This window comes from Adlercreutzia shanghongiae (assembly GCF_035830635.1).
GTDB lineage: Bacteria > Actinomycetota > Coriobacteriia > Coriobacteriales > Eggerthellaceae > Adlercreutzia > Adlercreutzia shanghongiae.
Genome location: NZ_JAYMFI010000001.1, coordinates 89,831 through 104,720 on the forward strand (window position 1 = coordinate 89,831; position 14,890 = coordinate 104,720).

The following is a 14,890-nucleotide window of genomic DNA, read 5'->3' on the forward strand; positions in this document are numbered from 1 at the left end:
GCGCGATATGGGAGCCTCCGGCCTTCGCTAGCACAAACTCGGACAATTGCCACGAAGCTCATTAGATTGCAGCTCGGGGAATTGCACGGAACCTTCCCCTATGCCCAGTCGTGCAACAAGCGTTCGGTAATTGCGCGTAGTTTCTCGATTTCTGCCTGGTGACAGCGATTTCACTCGCGGGCCGCCACAGGGCCTGACAAAAGACTAGGTTCCACCCGTATACTCGACAGAGTCAGTGCGCAACCAGGGTAATTGAGGTGAAAATCGGGAAATCAGGGAGCTGCCTGAGGCATTCTCTATAATGCTAATGGTTTTGTGTTTGCTCTAGGAGAAACTCTATGCTGTCCAATACCCGCACGTTCCTCACCCGCCGCGCCTTTGTGGCCGGCGCCGCTGCGGCGGGCCTGGCTTTGGCCGGCTGCTCGGTGGAGCAGCCCTTAGAGCCCGAAACGCCTGCGCCCGAGGGCAGCGGCGAGCCCTATGCGGACCCCGTGGCCGAAGCAAGCGGCGTGGCCACCACCCTTTCGGCCGCCGTGGCCTACGAGGGGGGCGACGCGAACCCCGTCGGCGCGAGCTCCGGGGTGTTTCTGGCCGCCGGCTGGCATGTTTTCGAAGGGCTCTACGAGCTGGACATGCACACCTACCGGGCCGAGCTGGGCCTGGCCGCCGATGCCCCCGTTCAGATAGACGATCTGGAATACGAGGTGACCCTGCGCGAGGACACCGTGTTTTCCGACGGGGCGCCCCTCACGTCGGCCGATGTGGTGAACGCCTTCGAGAAGAACATGGACAACGAGCTGTACGGAGCGTTCCTCTCGTTTATCGCGGGCGTGTCGGCGCCCGACGAGCGCAGGGTGCGCTTCCGCCTTTTGGCCCCCATGGGCTCTATTCTCCAGGAGCGTCTCGCGCTGGTGCGCGTGTTCCCCGCATCGATGACCGACGAGGAGCTGGCCGCAAAGCCCGTGGGCTCGGGGCCGTGGTGCTACGACGCCGTCAACGCCTCCGAGGGGGGCCGCATCACCTTCACTGCCAACCGGAACTACTCGGGTCAGTGGCCCGCCACCTGCGAGCGCATGGAGTGGCTCGTGCTCCTTAACGACGAGAAGCGCACCGACGCCCTCACTTCCAAGCGAGTCATGGCCATGGAGGCCGCCCCCGAGGTGCAAAGCGAGGACATCGAGGAGGCGGGAGCCACCGTGGAGTGGGTGCCCGGATTCAATCTGCCCTTCCTCATGTTCAACTGCGAGAAACCGCCCTTCGACGACGCACGGGTGCGCCAGGCGCTTTTGTACGCCATTGATGTGGACTCGCTCATCGGCTCGGTCATGGCAGGGCACGCGCGGGCCGCCACCTCGCTGCTTCCGGATTACTTCCGCCACTACCATCGCGCCGCCACCGTCTACAGCTACGATCCGGAGAAGGCCCGCAAGCTTCTGGCCGAGGCCGGTGCAACGGAGCTTGCGCTCACCCTGCGCGTCAACGACAACTGGGTCAGCGCACTGTCCGGGGCCATCGTGGAGGACTGGCGGCGGGTCGGCGTGACGGCGGAGGTGGTGCAGCTGGACACCACCGCCCTGTTCGCGGACTTGTCCACCGCCCCCGAGCCCGGCACGCTTCTGCCCTTCGATGTCGTGCTCTCCCCCGGCGACCCGTCGTGTTTCGGCAACGACGCGGATCTCATCATCAGCTGGTGGTACGGCGACAACGTCTGGACCCGGGCCCGGAGCCGCTGGGCCACAGCACCCGCCTTCGCCGAGCTGACGGAGCTGCTCGCCCAGGCTCGTGCGACGACCAACGGCGACGAGCAGCAGGGCATTTGGAACCAGTGCTTCGACATCATCGCCGCCGAAGTGCCGCTGTACCCGCTGTTCCATCGCGAGACGGCCACGGCCTGGTGGTCGGCTACGCTGGACGACTACGACCCCATTGCGGCCACGGGATTGAACTTCCTGGGCACGACCCCCATGCGCGAGGCCGACCCGATCTAGCGCCAGAAGAGCACCGAATCGAGCAGCCCCTGGTAGGCCCAGGGGTACACGTCGGAATACCAGCCCGTCTCGGGCGTCAGGCACAGCAGCGCGCTGTAGGCCACCGATACGCCCACGAAGACGAGCAAGAGCTTCAGCATGAGGTCGTGGGCGCCCTCGCGATAGGCGAGCTGCTCGTTGACCACGAAGCACAGAAGCACGGCGGCCGCCAGGAACATGAAGCTGAAGTCGGCGTAGTAGCGCTGCAGGATGCCGGCGAGCTCCGCATCGAGTAGGGCCACGAGCACGCCCGAGGCCACGAGCGCCACGATGATGCCGAAGATGGTGCGCGTCTCGGCCTGGCGGGCCCGCATGGCGAGAATGCGGCGGGTGAAGGCCAGCACCCACAGGATGGGCAGGCAGGCGAGAATGCCGCCGAAGGTGACCTCTTTGATAGTCTGCCCCATGTAGGTGGTCTCGAAGGGGGCCGGCTGCAAGAAGGGGAAGACGCCGGCCATGCAGGGCGGCTGCAAGAAGTAGGTGAAGAACGCCGGCGCGAGGCGGCCCAGGTTCATGCCGCGCTTGGTCATGTCGTTCACGGTGAGGTTGTAGTTCGCGCCGAAGTCGGTGAGCGACCCGAACCGCGCGTAGTTGTAGGCCATGATGCCCGCGGCCACCAGCACATAGGGCGCCGCCAGACAGGCGAACTCCGCCGCTCCTTGGCGCGTGAACAGGCGCCGCTCGGTGATATAGGTGCGCCAGAACAGCGGGAAAGCCAAAAGCGAGAACACGAGCAGCTGTGGGCGGCACCCGGCCACGAGCGCCATGCACAGCGAGCCGGCGAACAGCCAGCCGCACTTGCGCACCGCCAGCCGCGAGCGCATCCAGCAGTACAGGCCCCATACCGAGAACGCGAGACCGCACATGATGGGCAGCGAGTAGAACGTGGGGAACTTCACCAGGTACATGATGCCGCAGCAGAACACAAGAGGTATCTGCAGCAGCAGGTACACGCCCAGGCTCACCGATTTGAAGTGGTAACGGGCAAAGCGGTCAAGCAGGGCCGTGGCGCCCAGGACAAAGAGCAGCGCCATGACGAGCACGCCGATAGCCGTGGGGAAATTGGCCCCTGTTGCCAGGTAGAACGGCAGGTAGAACAGCAGCACCGGCACCACGCCGAAGTACACGTAATAGTGCCCGTCGTGGTAGGCCACGTCAAACAGGTAGGGCTCGCCGGTCTCCTTCTGGGCCTCGTCGCGGGCGCCCTTGTCGTAGGGGTCTTCCATATCCTTGAGCCACTGGGGCGGCTCCTCTTCCAGGTGCAGCTGGCCTTCAGCCATGGCCTGGGCGAGCATGGCGTACTGCTGGGCGTTGTCGCCGCCCACCTCGAAGGTATTCACGAGCGAGGTGCCGTTCCAGGCGCCGTAGTTGTAAGTCGAGGTGGCAACGCCCACCAGATTCGAGCCGTAGAAGAGGAAGGTGGTCACCAGCGCCAGCTCGATGGCCACGGCAAAGACGATGCCCGCCTTCGATTTGCGGGGGTTCTCCACGATGCGGATGCGGTAGATGGCCGACTTCGGACGGAAGGCGTAGCCCAGAAGCAGAAGCCCCAGCACCACCACGAAGCGCACGCCGTTGAACGAGAACGGGCGGTGCGCATTCAGCGACACGCCGTTGAGCAGGATGGGATAGGACACCTCCTCCCCCACCACCTCGATGCGGAGGCTCTCCACGTAGCCGGCGGTCTGAAGGTTGATGAACTTGCTCGGGTCTACCAGGGTGGACACATGGGCCTCGGGAATACCGACGGTGTACTCGGTGGTATCGAAGTAGGTTTGATGGGCCGAATCGGTGAACTGGATTTTCACGGCGATGTTCTGGGCCGGCTGCTGGGTGCCGAAGTCGATGCGAATGTTGTGAACCTCGGTATTCAGGCTGCCGAATTCCAGCACATGGTCCATATCGGTGAGCACGAAAGTGCCCTCCTCGTCGCGCGGCAGCTCGATTCGGTCGTTCAGGTTGATGGTCCGATAGCCCGCCGAGGTGAAGAAGTTGATATTAAAAACGAACACCTCGAGGGCCAGAGCGACGAGCACGATAAGGGCAACGGCTCGCGCGACCTTAAGCAAGGTCGCGCGGTAAACGAGCATGAAATGCTCGAAGGTGTAGGCTATGTTCTCGCGCACGGTTGGCATGGGCCCCATTATAAAGAAATCCCGCATCCCTTAGGCCAGGGATGCGGGATTAGATGCCAAGACCGTTTGTTTGCGGCGGCAAGGTCGCTGCCTACAGGTCGAGCGCTTCCTTCACGTCGGCGTAGACGACGCTGGGGTCACGATCGCCGTCGATGGTGACGAGCAGCTCGCAGCCGCGGTAGTAGTCGATCAGCGGGCTTGTGGAGGTCTCGTAGACATCGAGGCGGTTACGCACCGTGGTCTCGTTGTCGTCGTCGCGCTGGTACATCTCGCCGCCGCACTTGGGGCAGGCGGCGCCATCGGCAGCGCTTCCGATGTAGCCGCACTCGCGGCACATGCGACGGGAGGTGAGGCGGGCGACGATGACCTCGGGGTCAACGTCGATGAGCAGCGCCGCATCCAGCGGACGACCCAGCTTGGAAAGCTCGGCATCCAGCGCCACGGCCTGGGCCGAAGTGCGGGGGAAGCCGTCAAGGATGAATCCATTGGCCGTGTCATCGCCCTGCAGACGCTCGGTCACGAGCCCGATGATAACGTCGTCGGGAACCAGATCGCCCGCGTCCATGTAGGACTTGGCCTTCTTGCCCAGCTCGGTTCCCGCCGCCACGGCAGCGCGCAGCATATCGCCCGTGGAGATGTGCGGCGTGCCGAACTCCTCCACCAGCTTTGCGGCCTGGGTGCCCTTGCCAGCACCAGGTGCGCCCAGAAGCACGATGTTCATATCAAACATCCTTTCCTATACGGACCGCATGTCCGTCTTACTTGAAGAATCCCTCGTAGTTGTACATCTTCAGCTGGCTTTCCACCTTGCTCATGGTGTCAAGGGCAACGCCGATCATAATGAGGATGGACGTGCCGCCGAAAGCCTGGATAAGCTGGTTGCCCGTGAAGTAGAAGATAATCGTGGGCACCACCGCGATCAGCGCGATGAAGATGCCGCCGGGCAGCGTCACGCGATTGATCACGTTCTTGATGTACTGGACGGTAGCCGTTCCCGGACGCACGCCCGGAATGAAGCCGCCCTGCTTGCGAATGTTGTCCGCTGTCTCTTCGGGATTGAACACCATGGAGGTGTAGAAGTAGGCGAAGAACACGATGAGGACTACCGTGATGATCCAGTTCAACCAGCCGGTGGAGCACCAGTTCGCGAAGGTGGTGAGCCAATCGACGTTGAAGATGGCCGCCAGCTGCGCCGGGAAGTAGATGATGCAGCTCGCGAAGATGATCGGGATAACGCCCGCGGCATTTACCTTCAGCGGGATGTAGGTGGACTGGCCGCCCATCATCTTACGACCCTGAACGCGCTTGGCGTAGTTCACCGGGATACGGCGCTGGGCGCGCTCCACGAAGATGATCAGCGGGATGCAGACCAGCACCACCGCCAGAATTACGAGGGTGAGCGCAATGCCCGTGCCCAGATCGCTCGTGAGCGTGGCCGACGAGAAGATGGCCGAGGGCACGCGGGAGACGATGGACACGAAGATGATGAGCGACATGCCGTTGCCGATGCCGCGCTGGGTGATGAGCTCGCCCATCCACATGATGAAGGCAGTACCGGCAACCAGCGTGAAGATGATGACGATGTCGGTGAGCAACTCGGGCACCTCGGTGGAGAACTGCACGCCATAGGCCGGCGACTTGAACAGCAGCAAGTAGCCGATGGCGTTGATGAGGCCGAGGCCCAGCGTCAGATAGCGGGTCACCTGGGTGATCTTGCGGCGGCCCGTATCGCCCTCGCGGGCCCAACGGCCCACGGCGGGGATAACGCCCTGCATCAGCTGCATGATGATGGATGCGGTGATGTAGGGCATGATGCCGAGCGAGAACACCGAGAAGTTCGACAGCGCGCCGCCGGTGAACAGGTCGAGCATGGTCATGGCCACACCCGTGTCCTGGAAGGCCGTGGCAAACTCGTGGAACGGAATGCCCGGAACCGGCACGTAGGCGCCGAAGCGGTAGAGCGCAAGAATAGCCAAGGTGAAGAGGATCTTCTTGCGCAGCTCCGGAACCTTAAATGCGTCAATGATTGAGCTTAGCAAGGCTCTTCGACCTTTCCTCCGGCCGCCTCGATCTTCGCCTTGGCGGAAGCCGACACTTTATCAACCTTCACGGTGAGCGCCTTGGTCAGCTCGCCGTCGCCGAGCACCTTCACCAGCGCATCGGCGTGCTTGATGATGCCCTTGGCCTTCAGAGACTCGCCATCGACCACGTCTCCAGCCTCGAACTTGGCCTCGAGACGGCTCACGTTCACCGGCAGGTACTCCACGCGGTTGATGTTGCGGAAGCCGGGGAGCTTCGGCAGGCGACGGGCGAGCGGCGTCTGACCGCCCTCGAAGCCGGCGCCCTTGCCGCCGCCAGCGCGGGACTTCTGGCCGTTCATGCCGCGGCCAGCGGTCTTGCCGGTGCCGGAGGCGGGGCCGCGGCCGACGCGCTTGCGGTTCTTGCGAGAGCCCTCAGCGGGGCGCAGATCCTTGAGTTCCATGTAGCTTAATCTCCTTTTCGCTCTCTGACCAGCTCGCTTCTCAAGCCTGGTCAGTGCTGGCAGCTCGCCGCCAGCAAACTTCCTTTTATCATGGCAACGGCGTGCCCCAAAGGACACGCCGAAATCCATCCGAATTGGGTCGTGACGACTAGATCTCCTCGACAGTGATGAGGTGCTTCACCGTGAAGATCATGCCGCGAACGCACTCGTTGTCGACCTGGTCGACCGTATCGCCGATGCGCTTGAGTCCCAGCGCACGCAGGGTGCGGCCCTGGTTCGGCGCGCGGCCGATGGGGCTTTTCACCTGAGTCAGGCGCAGCGTCTTCTTTGCCTCAGCCATTAGTTCTCCTTCCCACCGAACATCTCGGCCACGGAGATGCCGCGGCGCTCGGCGACCTGGACGGGGCTCTCCATGTTCTTGAGACCCTCGGCGGCAGCCTTGACGATGTTCATGGCGTTATCGGTGCCCAGCGACTTGGTGATCACGTTCTGGACGCCGGCCAGCTCCATGATGGCGCGGACCGGGCCGCCGGCGAGCACGCCGGTACCGGGAACGGCGGGCTTGATCAGCACGCGGCCGGCACCGTACTCGCCCATGATCTCGTGGGGCACAGAGCCCTCGGCGGTCACGGGAACGGTGAACATGTTCTTCTTCGCGTCCTCGACGCCCTTCTTGATGGCGGTGGGAACCTCGGCGGACTTGCCCATGCCGACGCCCACGCGACCGTTGCCGTCGCCGACGACCACGAGGGCCGACAGCTGCATGCGGCGGCCGCCCTTGACGGTCTTGGCGACGCGGTTGATGAAGACCACGCGCTCCTGAAGCTCGGGAGCGGCGCTCTCCTGCTGACGATTGTTGTTACGAGCCATAAGCTAAAACCCCTTCTAGAATTTCAAGCCTGCTTCACGGGCAGCCTCGGCGAGAGCCTTCACGCGCCCATGATACAGGTGGCCGCCACGGTCGAACACAACTTCCGTCACGCCGTTTTCCTGAGCCAACTTGCCAACGATGCTGCCGAGCTCGGCCGCGCCCTCAACGGTGGCACCGGACTTGCCGGTGGCCTTGAAGGCCTCGCCAAGGGTGGAAACGCCGCAGATGGTGGTGTGGGCCACATCGTCGATGACCTGCACGTACATGTTGCTGTTGCTGCGCGTCACGCACAGACGCGGACGAGCTGCAGTGCCGGAGATCTTGCCGCGCACGCGACGATGGCGACGGGCAAGACGGGCCTGCTTCTCCTGTTGCTTATTCATAGGTTAATCCCTTCAATCAGCTACCGAATAGGCACTTAGTCTTTGCCGGCCTTGCCAGCCTTGCGGCGGACATGCTCGCCCTCGTAGCGAATGCCCTTGCCCTTGTAGGGCTCCGGCTTGCGCCACTTGCGGATGTTCGCGGCAACCTGGCCGACCTGCTCCTTGCTCGGACCGGAGACCACGATCTCGGTCTGAGAGGGCACCTCGAAGGTGATGTTCTCGGGAGCCTCCACCAGCACGGGGTGGGAGTAGCCGAGCTGCATCTCGAGGTCCTTGCCCTTGAGTGCGGCACGATAGCCGACGCCGACGAGCTGCAGCTTCTTGGTGAAGCCGGTAGACACGCCCTCTACCATGTTGGCGAGCAGGGTGCGGGTCAGGCCGTGAGCGCTCTTGGACTCGCGGGTGTCGTCGGGACGGGTGACGATAAGCTCACCGCCGTCGCGGGTGATGGTCATAGACGGCAGGAACGTGCGGGTGAGCTCGCCTTTGGGGCCCTTCACCGTAACGGTCTGGCCATCGATGGTCACATCGACGCCGGCAGGAACGGGGATGGGCATCTTGCCGATACGAGACATACTAGATACCTTCCTTTCCTACCACAGATAGGCGATGACTTCGCCGCCGATGCCCTCTTTGCGGGCATCGCGGTCGGTCATAACGCCGCGACTGGTCGAGATGATTGCCGTGCCGAGGCCGCCGAGCACGCGGGGCAGATCGTCCTTGCCGGCGTAGATGCGCAGGCCGGGCTTGGAGATGCGCTTGATACCGCGGATGGTCTTGGCCTTCTTCGGGCCGTACTTGAGGGTGATCTCAAGGGTGCCGCGGGGCTCGCCGTCGATGACATCGAAGCGCTGGATGTAGCCTTCCTGCTCCATGATGCGCACGATCTCGACGAGCTTCTTGCTCGTCGGCATGGACACGGTGTCCTTGCCGGCAGACTGGGCGTTACGCACGCGCGTAAGCATGTCTGCAATGGGGTCGGTCATTGTCATGTTTGTTTTCTCCTTTGATCCGTGATGAACCGTGCGTTCGGTTCGTCGGCGCCCTTAGCGCCTCCGCCTTTAACGCCGGCACACCCGCATAACCGCGATTTCCTACCAGGAAGCCTTGGTCACGCCGGGCAGCTCGCCTTTGTTAGCCAACTCACGCACGCAAATACGGCACAGGCCGAACTTGCGATAGTAGGCGCGGGGACGTCCGCAACGGGTGCAGCGGTTATGCTGACGCGTAGAGAACTTCGGCTCGCGCTTGGCTTTGGCGATCATCGATTTCTTAGCCATGCATGTCCTTCTTTCTTATGTCCTGAAGCTCGCAGCCTTATCGCGAGCTTGTGACCGAGGTTGCGCGACGCGGGCGGCATGCCCGGTCGGTTTACTTGCTCTTGAACGGGAAGCCCAGCGCGCTCAGCAGAGCGAACGCGGCGTCGTTGTCGCCGGCATTGGTCACGAACGTGATGTCCATGCCGCGGGTGCGATCGATCTTGTCGTACTCGATCTCGGGAAAGATCAGCTGCTCGGTGATGCCGAGGGTGTAGTTGCCGCGGCCGTCGAAGCTCTTCGGCGAAATGCCGCGGAAGTCGCGGACGCGCGGAAGGGCGGTGGCCAGCAGGCGATCCATGAACTCCCACATGCGGTCGCCGCGCAGGGTCACCTTGCAGCCGATAGCCTGGCCCTCGCGCACATGGAAGCCAGCGATGGACTTCTTGGCGCGGGTGACGCAGGGCTGCTGGCCGGTGATGATGCGCATGTCGTTCATAGCCGCATCAAGCAGCTTGGAGTCGCCGGCAGCGGCGCCGACGCCCATGTTCACGACGATCTTCTCCAGCTTCGGCACACAGTTGATGTTCTGAATACCGAGCTGCTCGACGAGCGCGGGGACGATCTCGGTCTGGTACTTCACCTTGAGACGGGGGGTATCAGCCATGCTTCAATACCTTTCTTCGATGGATTAAACGCCGGATTTCCGACCCGGCGTCCCCGGGACCTTCCCGGGGCCATGGCGCATGCGCGCGATTGGAAATTGTCCCACAAATGGCAACACTTTCCAAGTAAAAACCGCCTGCTACACAAATTCGGTAGCAGGCGGCTCAAATTGTGCCTTGAGTGCCTAAATTAGGCCTCGACGGTGGGGATGTCCTTACCGCACTTCTTGCAGACGCGGACGAGCTTGCCGTCCTCGCGGCGACGGGCCACGCGGGTGGCCTCGCCGCAGCTGGGGCACACCAGCATCACGTTGGACACGTGGATGGGAGCCTCGACCGTGGAAATGCCGCCCTGGGGATTCTGCTGGGTGGGGCGCATGGCCTTCTTGACCATGTTCACCTTCTCCACGACCACGCGGGACTTCTCGGGAACCGAGCGCAGGACCTTGCCGGTCTTACCGCGATCCTTGCCGGTGATGACCTTGACGGTGTCGCCCTTGCGGATCGTCATCTTGTTCTGAGCCATTCTGACACCTCCCCTACAGCGTTTCCGGTGCCAAAGACACGATCTTCATGTACTTCTTGTCACGCAGCTCGCGGGCAACGGGCCCGAAGATACGGGTGCCGCGCGGAGAGCCGTCGTTGTTGATGAGCACGGCGGCGTTCTGGTCGAAGCGGATGTAGGAGCCGTCGGCGCGACGGACTTCCTTCTTCACGCGCACGATCACGCAGCGCACAACCTCGCCCTTCTTGACGTTGCCGTTGGGCATCGCTTCCTTGACGCTGCAGATGATCACGTCACCAAGGCCAGCGTAGCGGCGCTTGGAGCCGCCCAGGACCTTGATGCACTGCACCTTGCGAGCGCCGGAGTTGTCGGCCACGGCGAGCATGGATTGCATCTGAATCATGTGATGTTCCTACTTTCCTTATCAATAGTTCTCGTGCCAGAGCACCAAAACTATTTGGCCTTCTCGACGATCTTCAGCAAACGCCAGCGCTTCATCTTGGACAGCGGGCGCGTCTCCATGATCTGAACGGTGTCGCCGACGCCGGCTTCGTTGTTCTCGTCATGGGCATGGAACTTCTTCGTGGTGGTGATCATCTTCTTGTAGATGGGATGGGGCTTGCGCTCCTCGACGGCCACCACGATGGTCTTGTCGTTGGCATCGCTGACCACGACGCCCTGACGTACTTTACGCAGATTGCGCTCTTCAGTCATTTCTTGCACCTTCCTTAAGCTACGCGCTCAGCTCGCGAGCCCGCATCTCAGTCATGATGCGCGCGATGTCCTTCTTAACCTGCTTGACGCGGGCAGTGTTGTCCAGCTGGCTGGTGGCCATCTGGAAGCGAAGGTTGAACAGCTCCGCCTTGGCCTCCTTCAGCTTCACCTGCAGGTCTTCGGCAGAAAGTTCACGAATCTCTGCTGCTTTCATTATTGCTGCCCCTCCGTTTCACGAGTGACGATCTTGCACTTGATGGGCAGCTTGTTGATGGCCAGACGCAGAGCCTCACGGGCGGTCTCGTCATCGACGCCGGCGATCTCGAACATGATGCGACCGGGCTTCACGACAGCCACCCAGCCCTCGGGGTTGCCCTTACCGGAACCCATGCGGGTCTCGGCGGGCTTGGAGGTGATGGGCTTGTCGGGGAAGATCGTGATCCAAACCTTGCCGCCACGCTTCATGTGACGGGTCATGGCAATACGAGCTGCCTCGATCTGACGGTTGGTGATCCAGTGGGCCTCGAGGGCCTGGATTCCGTACTCGCCGTGGTTCAGACGGGTGCCACCTTTGGCCTTGCCCTTCATGGAACCACGCTGCACCTTGCGGTGCTTTACGCGCTTAGGTACGAGCATTTACTTGTCACCCCTCTCGCGGCGATCGTTACGACGGGAACGGTTCGGGCGGGAAGAGCCCTCGAGCGCGGGCTGGGGAGCCTTCTGGCCCGGCAGCACCTCGCCGTGGTACACCCACACCTGCACACCGATGGAACCCATGGTGGTGGCGGCGGTGGCGAAGCCGTAGTCGATCTTCGCGCGGAGGGTGTGCAGCGGCACGCGACCCTCGCGGTACCACTCGCGGCGGCTCATCTCGGCGCCGCCCAGACGGCCGGAGCACTGAATACGGATGCCCTTGGCGCCCGACTTCATGGCGGACTGCACGGCCTTGCGCATGGCGCGACGGAAGGCCACGCGGCCCTCAAGCTGCTCGGCCACGGACTGGGCGATGAGCTCGGCGTCGAGCTCGGGGCGCTTCACCTCGACCACGTCGATGGAGACGGGGCCGTCGGCGACCTTCTCGAGCTTCTTGCGCAGGGCGTCGATCTCGGCGCCCTTCTTGCCGATGACCACGCCGGGGCGAGCCGTGGTGATGGTCACCTTGATCTTGTCGCCGGCGCGCTCGATGTCCACGCGAGACACAGAGGCACGGACGAGCTGCTTGTCGAGAAACTTGCGGATGGCGATATCGTTCTCGAGCGTCTTGGCGTAATCCTTACCGGCGTACCAGCGGCTGCGCCAATCCTCGGTGATACCGAGGCGGAATCCGGTAGGGCTGACTTTCTGACCCATGGACCTTATGCCTCCTCTCGGGGTGCGACGACAATGGTGATGTGGCACGTGCGCTTGTTGATGCGCGACGCGGAGCCCTTGGCGCGGGGACGAATGCGCTTCAGGGTGGGGCCTTCGTCGACGTAAGCGGTCTTCACGACCAGGTTGTCGCCACGAAGGTGGTTGTTGTGCTCGGCGTTGGCCACAGCGGAGTTCAGCGTCTTGGAGACGGTCTCAGCGGCGGCACGCTCGCAGAAGGCCAGGATCTCGCGGGCCTGGGGCACGGACTTGCCGCGAACCAGGTCGACCACGATGCGGGCCTTGCGGGGGGAGATGCGGACGAAACGCGATACTGCTTTAGTTTCCATTACTTCACCTTTGCCCTATCGCTTCTTCTTGTCGGCCGCATGACCCTTGAAGGTGCGGGTCGGCGAGAACTCGCCCAGCTTGTGACCAACCATGGACTCGGTAACGTAGACCGGCACGTGCTTGCGGCCATCGTACACGGCGATGGTGTGACCCACCATTTCCGGGAAGATGGTGCTGGCGCGGGACCAGGTCTTGATGACTTCCTTTTCGCCTGCCGCGTTCATTGCCTCGATGCGGGCAAGAAGGCGCGGTTCTACGAAAGGACCCTTTTTCAAACTTCTGCTCACTATGACTCCTTAAGTTTCCGCTACTTCTTGCGACGACGGATGATGAGACGGCTGGAGGCCTTCTTCGGGTTGCGGGTGCGATGGCCCTTGGTCGGGATGCCCCACGGAGTGACCGGGTGACGACCAGCGGACTTGTTCTTGCCCTCGCCGCCGCCGTGCGGGTGGTCGACCGGGTTCATGACCGTACCGCGGACGGAGGGACGGATGCCCTTCCAGCGGTTACGGCCGGCCTTGCCGATCTTGATGTTGGAGTGCTCGGCATTGCCCACCTCGCCGATGGTGGCGCGGCAGGTGATGAGCACGCGGCGCATCTCGGAGGAAGGCATGCGCAGGATGGCGTAGTTGCCCTCCTTGCCCATGAGCTGGATGGAGGTGCCGGCGGAACGGGCAATAGCAGCGCCCTTGCCCGGCTGCAGCTCCACGTTGTGGATCAGCGTACCAACGGGGATGTTGGCCAAAGGCAGAGCATTGCCCGGCTTGATGTCCACGTCGGGACCGGAGACCACGATGTCGCCCACCTTCAGGCCCTTCGGGTGGATGATGTAGCGCTTCTCGCCGTCAACATAGTGCAGCAGAGCGATACGAGCGGAACGATTGGGATCGTACTCGATGGTGGCAACCTTGGCGGGCACGCCGTCCTTGTTGCGCTTGAAGTCGATGATGCGGTAGCGCTGCTTGTTGCCGCCGCCCTGGTGACGGGTGGTGATGCGGCCATAGGCGTTGCGACCGGCCTTCTTCGGCTTCGGGGCCAGAAGAGACTTCTCCGGCTTGGACGTGGTGATCTCCGAGAAGTCGGAGACCGTCTGGAAACGTCGGCCGGGGCTCGTCGGCTTGTACTGTTTGATTCCCACAGTAACAACCTTTCTTGACTTCGGGCTCCACATCCCGCCGGCCGGTAACGGCAACCGACGGAGCGAGGCGCCCCTTACTTTGGAGTTTCCGCTCGCGCGCCTCTCCGCACACCGGAACCTCCCCTACTGGTAGTGGCAAGGCGATTGCCAATCGGCGCAGATGGAGGCTCTGCGCTGCGACGCCGTCTTGCCACGCGCCCGGGTGTATCCATCGCTGGGCACACAGACGCAAAGAAGCATTATAGGGGTGGGAGTTTGCGCACTCAAGAACTTTTTCCGCGAGCGGACGCGCGCCCACATTTCCCGCACATACGGCCTTTGCGCGCAAGAGGCTCCTCTGCATGGGGGGTGTTCTGCACGGAGATCCCCTGCGCCGAAAGTCTCCGCATGGGGTCTTCCGCACGGGGGCCTTCCTCATGGGGGTCCGCATGGGGGGTCCGCATGGGGGGTTCCGCACGGGGGCCTTCCGCTTGGGGCCTTCCGCATGGACGTTGCCTCGCATAGGAGGATTTCTGCGAGAAAGCCGCCGCACAAACGTTTGCCGCGCAGAGGCGTTCTCCGATTCAATAAGTTTCTCCGTTCCTCAGCTGCGGCGCTGTCCATATCGCCCTTATTTGCCAGGGACAGAATCTTTCGCGACAAATAACGCCGATATGGACAACCTTGGAGCAGCCGTCACCTCATCGGCCCCGCAAAACCCCAGGTCAGATCATTTCGCAAATCTGGAAAGAGCGCTTTCGCTGTCCATATCGCCCTTTTTTGCCCACTTTTATCTGGCGCACGACAAATACCGCAGATGTGGACTTTTGCGGCGCCAAATACAGTCGTTGCGGACTTCTGCAGCGACAAATACCGCCGATGTGGACTTCTGCAGCGACAAGTACAGTCGTTGTGGACTTTTGCGGCGCCAAATACCGCCGATGCGGACTTCTGCAGCGACAAATACCGCCGATGTGGACTTCTGCGGCGGCAAATACAGTCGTTGTGGACTTCTGCGACGCTAATGAGCCGATGCG

The 14,890-nt window shown here is 62.5% G+C and carries 21 protein-coding genes; 1 reads left to right on the forward strand and 20 read right to left on the reverse strand.

Features of this window, described 5'->3' with window-relative positions:
- Positions 1 to 338: 338 nt before the first annotated feature.
- Complete coding sequence (locus VJ923_RS00410) at positions 339 to 1,988, forward strand: ABC transporter substrate-binding protein (protein WP_326437387.1); 1,650 nt, start codon at positions 339 to 341, stop codon at positions 1,986 to 1,988.
- Here the strand turns inward: VJ923_RS00410 and VJ923_RS00415 are convergent.
- The 20 genes from VJ923_RS00415 to rplB all read right to left on the reverse strand — a co-directional run bounded on the left by VJ923_RS00415 (position 1,985) and on the right by rplB (position 13,874).
- Positions 1,985 to 4,162 (reverse strand): cytochrome C oxidase Cbb3, encoded by a 2,178-nt coding sequence (locus VJ923_RS00415; protein WP_326437389.1) that lies wholly within the window; start codon positions 4,160 to 4,162, stop codon positions 1,985 to 1,987. The two genes, VJ923_RS00410 and VJ923_RS00415, sit on opposite strands and share 4 nt — an antisense overlap.
- Positions 4,163 to 4,253: 91 nt before the next feature.
- The gene (locus VJ923_RS00420; RefSeq protein WP_326437391.1) at positions 4,254 to 4,883 is read right to left on the reverse strand and encodes an adenylate kinase; all 630 of its coding nucleotides are present in this window, start codon (positions 4,881 to 4,883) and stop codon (positions 4,254 to 4,256) included.
- A gap of 37 nt (positions 4,884 to 4,920) precedes the next feature.
- On the reverse strand, positions 4,921 to 6,201 hold the full coding sequence (gene secY, locus VJ923_RS00425) for a preprotein translocase subunit SecY (RefSeq protein ID WP_326437393.1): 1,281 nt from the start codon (positions 6,199 to 6,201) through the stop codon (positions 4,921 to 4,923).
- The gene (rplO, locus tag VJ923_RS00430; RefSeq protein WP_326437395.1) at positions 6,195 to 6,644 is read right to left on the reverse strand and encodes a 50S ribosomal protein L15; all 450 of its coding nucleotides are present in this window, start codon (positions 6,642 to 6,644) and stop codon (positions 6,195 to 6,197) included. The genes secY and rplO overlap by 7 nt, the downstream gene beginning before the upstream one ends.
- 148 nt (positions 6,645 to 6,792) lie before the next feature.
- Complete coding sequence (rpmD, locus tag VJ923_RS00435; RefSeq protein WP_326437397.1) at positions 6,793 to 6,984, reverse strand: 50S ribosomal protein L30; 192 nt, start codon at positions 6,982 to 6,984, stop codon at positions 6,793 to 6,795.
- Positions 6,984 to 7,514 (reverse strand): 30S ribosomal protein S5, encoded by a 531-nt coding sequence (gene rpsE / locus VJ923_RS00440; RefSeq protein ID WP_326437400.1) that lies wholly within the window; start codon positions 7,512 to 7,514, stop codon positions 6,984 to 6,986. Before rpsE ends, rpmD begins: the two co-directional genes overlap by 1 nt.
- Before the next feature lie 15 nt (positions 7,515 to 7,529).
- A complete protein-coding gene (gene rplR, locus VJ923_RS00445) occupies positions 7,530 to 7,898 on the reverse strand; it encodes a 50S ribosomal protein L18 (protein WP_326437402.1) in 369 nt (122 codons plus the stop codon).
- Between the two features lie 35 nt (positions 7,899 to 7,933).
- On the reverse strand, positions 7,934 to 8,473 hold the full coding sequence (gene rplF, locus VJ923_RS00450) for a 50S ribosomal protein L6 (RefSeq protein WP_326437404.1): 540 nt from the start codon (positions 8,471 to 8,473) through the stop codon (positions 7,934 to 7,936).
- A gap of 18 nt (positions 8,474 to 8,491) precedes the next feature.
- Positions 8,492 to 8,890 carry a 30S ribosomal protein S8 gene (gene rpsH / locus VJ923_RS00455; protein ID WP_326437406.1) on the reverse strand — a complete coding sequence of 133 codons (399 nt, stop codon included), beginning with the start codon at positions 8,888 to 8,890 and terminating at the stop codon, positions 8,492 to 8,494.
- A gap of 102 nt (positions 8,891 to 8,992) precedes the next feature.
- Positions 8,993 to 9,178: a type Z 30S ribosomal protein S14 gene (locus VJ923_RS00460; RefSeq protein WP_013980746.1), complete on the reverse strand. Its 186-nt coding sequence runs from the start codon at positions 9,176 to 9,178 to the stop codon at positions 8,993 to 8,995.
- Between the two features lie 91 nt (positions 9,179 to 9,269).
- A complete protein-coding gene (gene rplE / locus VJ923_RS00465; protein WP_326437408.1) occupies positions 9,270 to 9,821 on the reverse strand; it encodes a 50S ribosomal protein L5 in 552 nt (183 codons plus the stop codon).
- Between the two features lie 188 nt (positions 9,822 to 10,009).
- Positions 10,010 to 10,345: a 50S ribosomal protein L24 gene (gene rplX / locus VJ923_RS00470; protein ID WP_455423869.1), complete on the reverse strand. Its 336-nt coding sequence runs from the start codon at positions 10,343 to 10,345 to the stop codon at positions 10,010 to 10,012.
- Positions 10,346 to 10,358: 13 nt separating this feature from the next.
- Positions 10,359 to 10,727 carry a 50S ribosomal protein L14 gene (gene rplN / locus VJ923_RS00475; RefSeq protein WP_022740329.1) on the reverse strand — a complete coding sequence of 123 codons (369 nt, stop codon included), beginning with the start codon at positions 10,725 to 10,727 and terminating at the stop codon, positions 10,359 to 10,361.
- 50 nt (positions 10,728 to 10,777) lie between these two features.
- Entirely contained in the window at positions 10,778 to 11,038 is a 261-nt protein-coding gene (gene rpsQ / locus VJ923_RS00480) for a 30S ribosomal protein S17 (protein ID WP_326437411.1), read from the reverse strand.
- A 19-nt stretch (positions 11,039 to 11,057) separates the two neighbouring features.
- The gene (gene rpmC, locus VJ923_RS00485) at positions 11,058 to 11,252 is read right to left on the reverse strand and encodes a 50S ribosomal protein L29 (RefSeq protein WP_016309214.1); all 195 of its coding nucleotides are present in this window, start codon (positions 11,250 to 11,252) and stop codon (positions 11,058 to 11,060) included.
- Positions 11,252 to 11,674, reverse strand: coding sequence for a 50S ribosomal protein L16 (gene rplP, locus VJ923_RS00490; protein WP_016309215.1), 423 nt, complete (start codon positions 11,672 to 11,674; stop codon positions 11,252 to 11,254). The genes rpmC and rplP overlap by 1 nt, the downstream gene beginning before the upstream one ends.
- Positions 11,675 to 12,388 carry a 30S ribosomal protein S3 gene (gene rpsC, locus VJ923_RS00495; RefSeq protein WP_326437413.1) on the reverse strand — a complete coding sequence of 238 codons (714 nt, stop codon included), beginning with the start codon at positions 12,386 to 12,388 and terminating at the stop codon, positions 11,675 to 11,677.
- Between the two features lie 5 nt (positions 12,389 to 12,393).
- A complete protein-coding gene (gene rplV, locus VJ923_RS00500; RefSeq protein ID WP_326437415.1) occupies positions 12,394 to 12,735 on the reverse strand; it encodes a 50S ribosomal protein L22 in 342 nt (113 codons plus the stop codon).
- Between the two features lie 15 nt (positions 12,736 to 12,750).
- The gene (gene rpsS, locus VJ923_RS00505; RefSeq protein ID WP_022740332.1) at positions 12,751 to 13,023 is read right to left on the reverse strand and encodes a 30S ribosomal protein S19; all 273 of its coding nucleotides are present in this window, start codon (positions 13,021 to 13,023) and stop codon (positions 12,751 to 12,753) included.
- A 20-nt stretch (positions 13,024 to 13,043) separates the two neighbouring features.
- On the reverse strand, positions 13,044 to 13,874 hold the full coding sequence (gene rplB, locus VJ923_RS00510) for a 50S ribosomal protein L2 (RefSeq protein ID WP_326437418.1): 831 nt from the start codon (positions 13,872 to 13,874) through the stop codon (positions 13,044 to 13,046).
- Positions 13,875 to 14,890 lie beyond the last annotated feature (1,016 nt).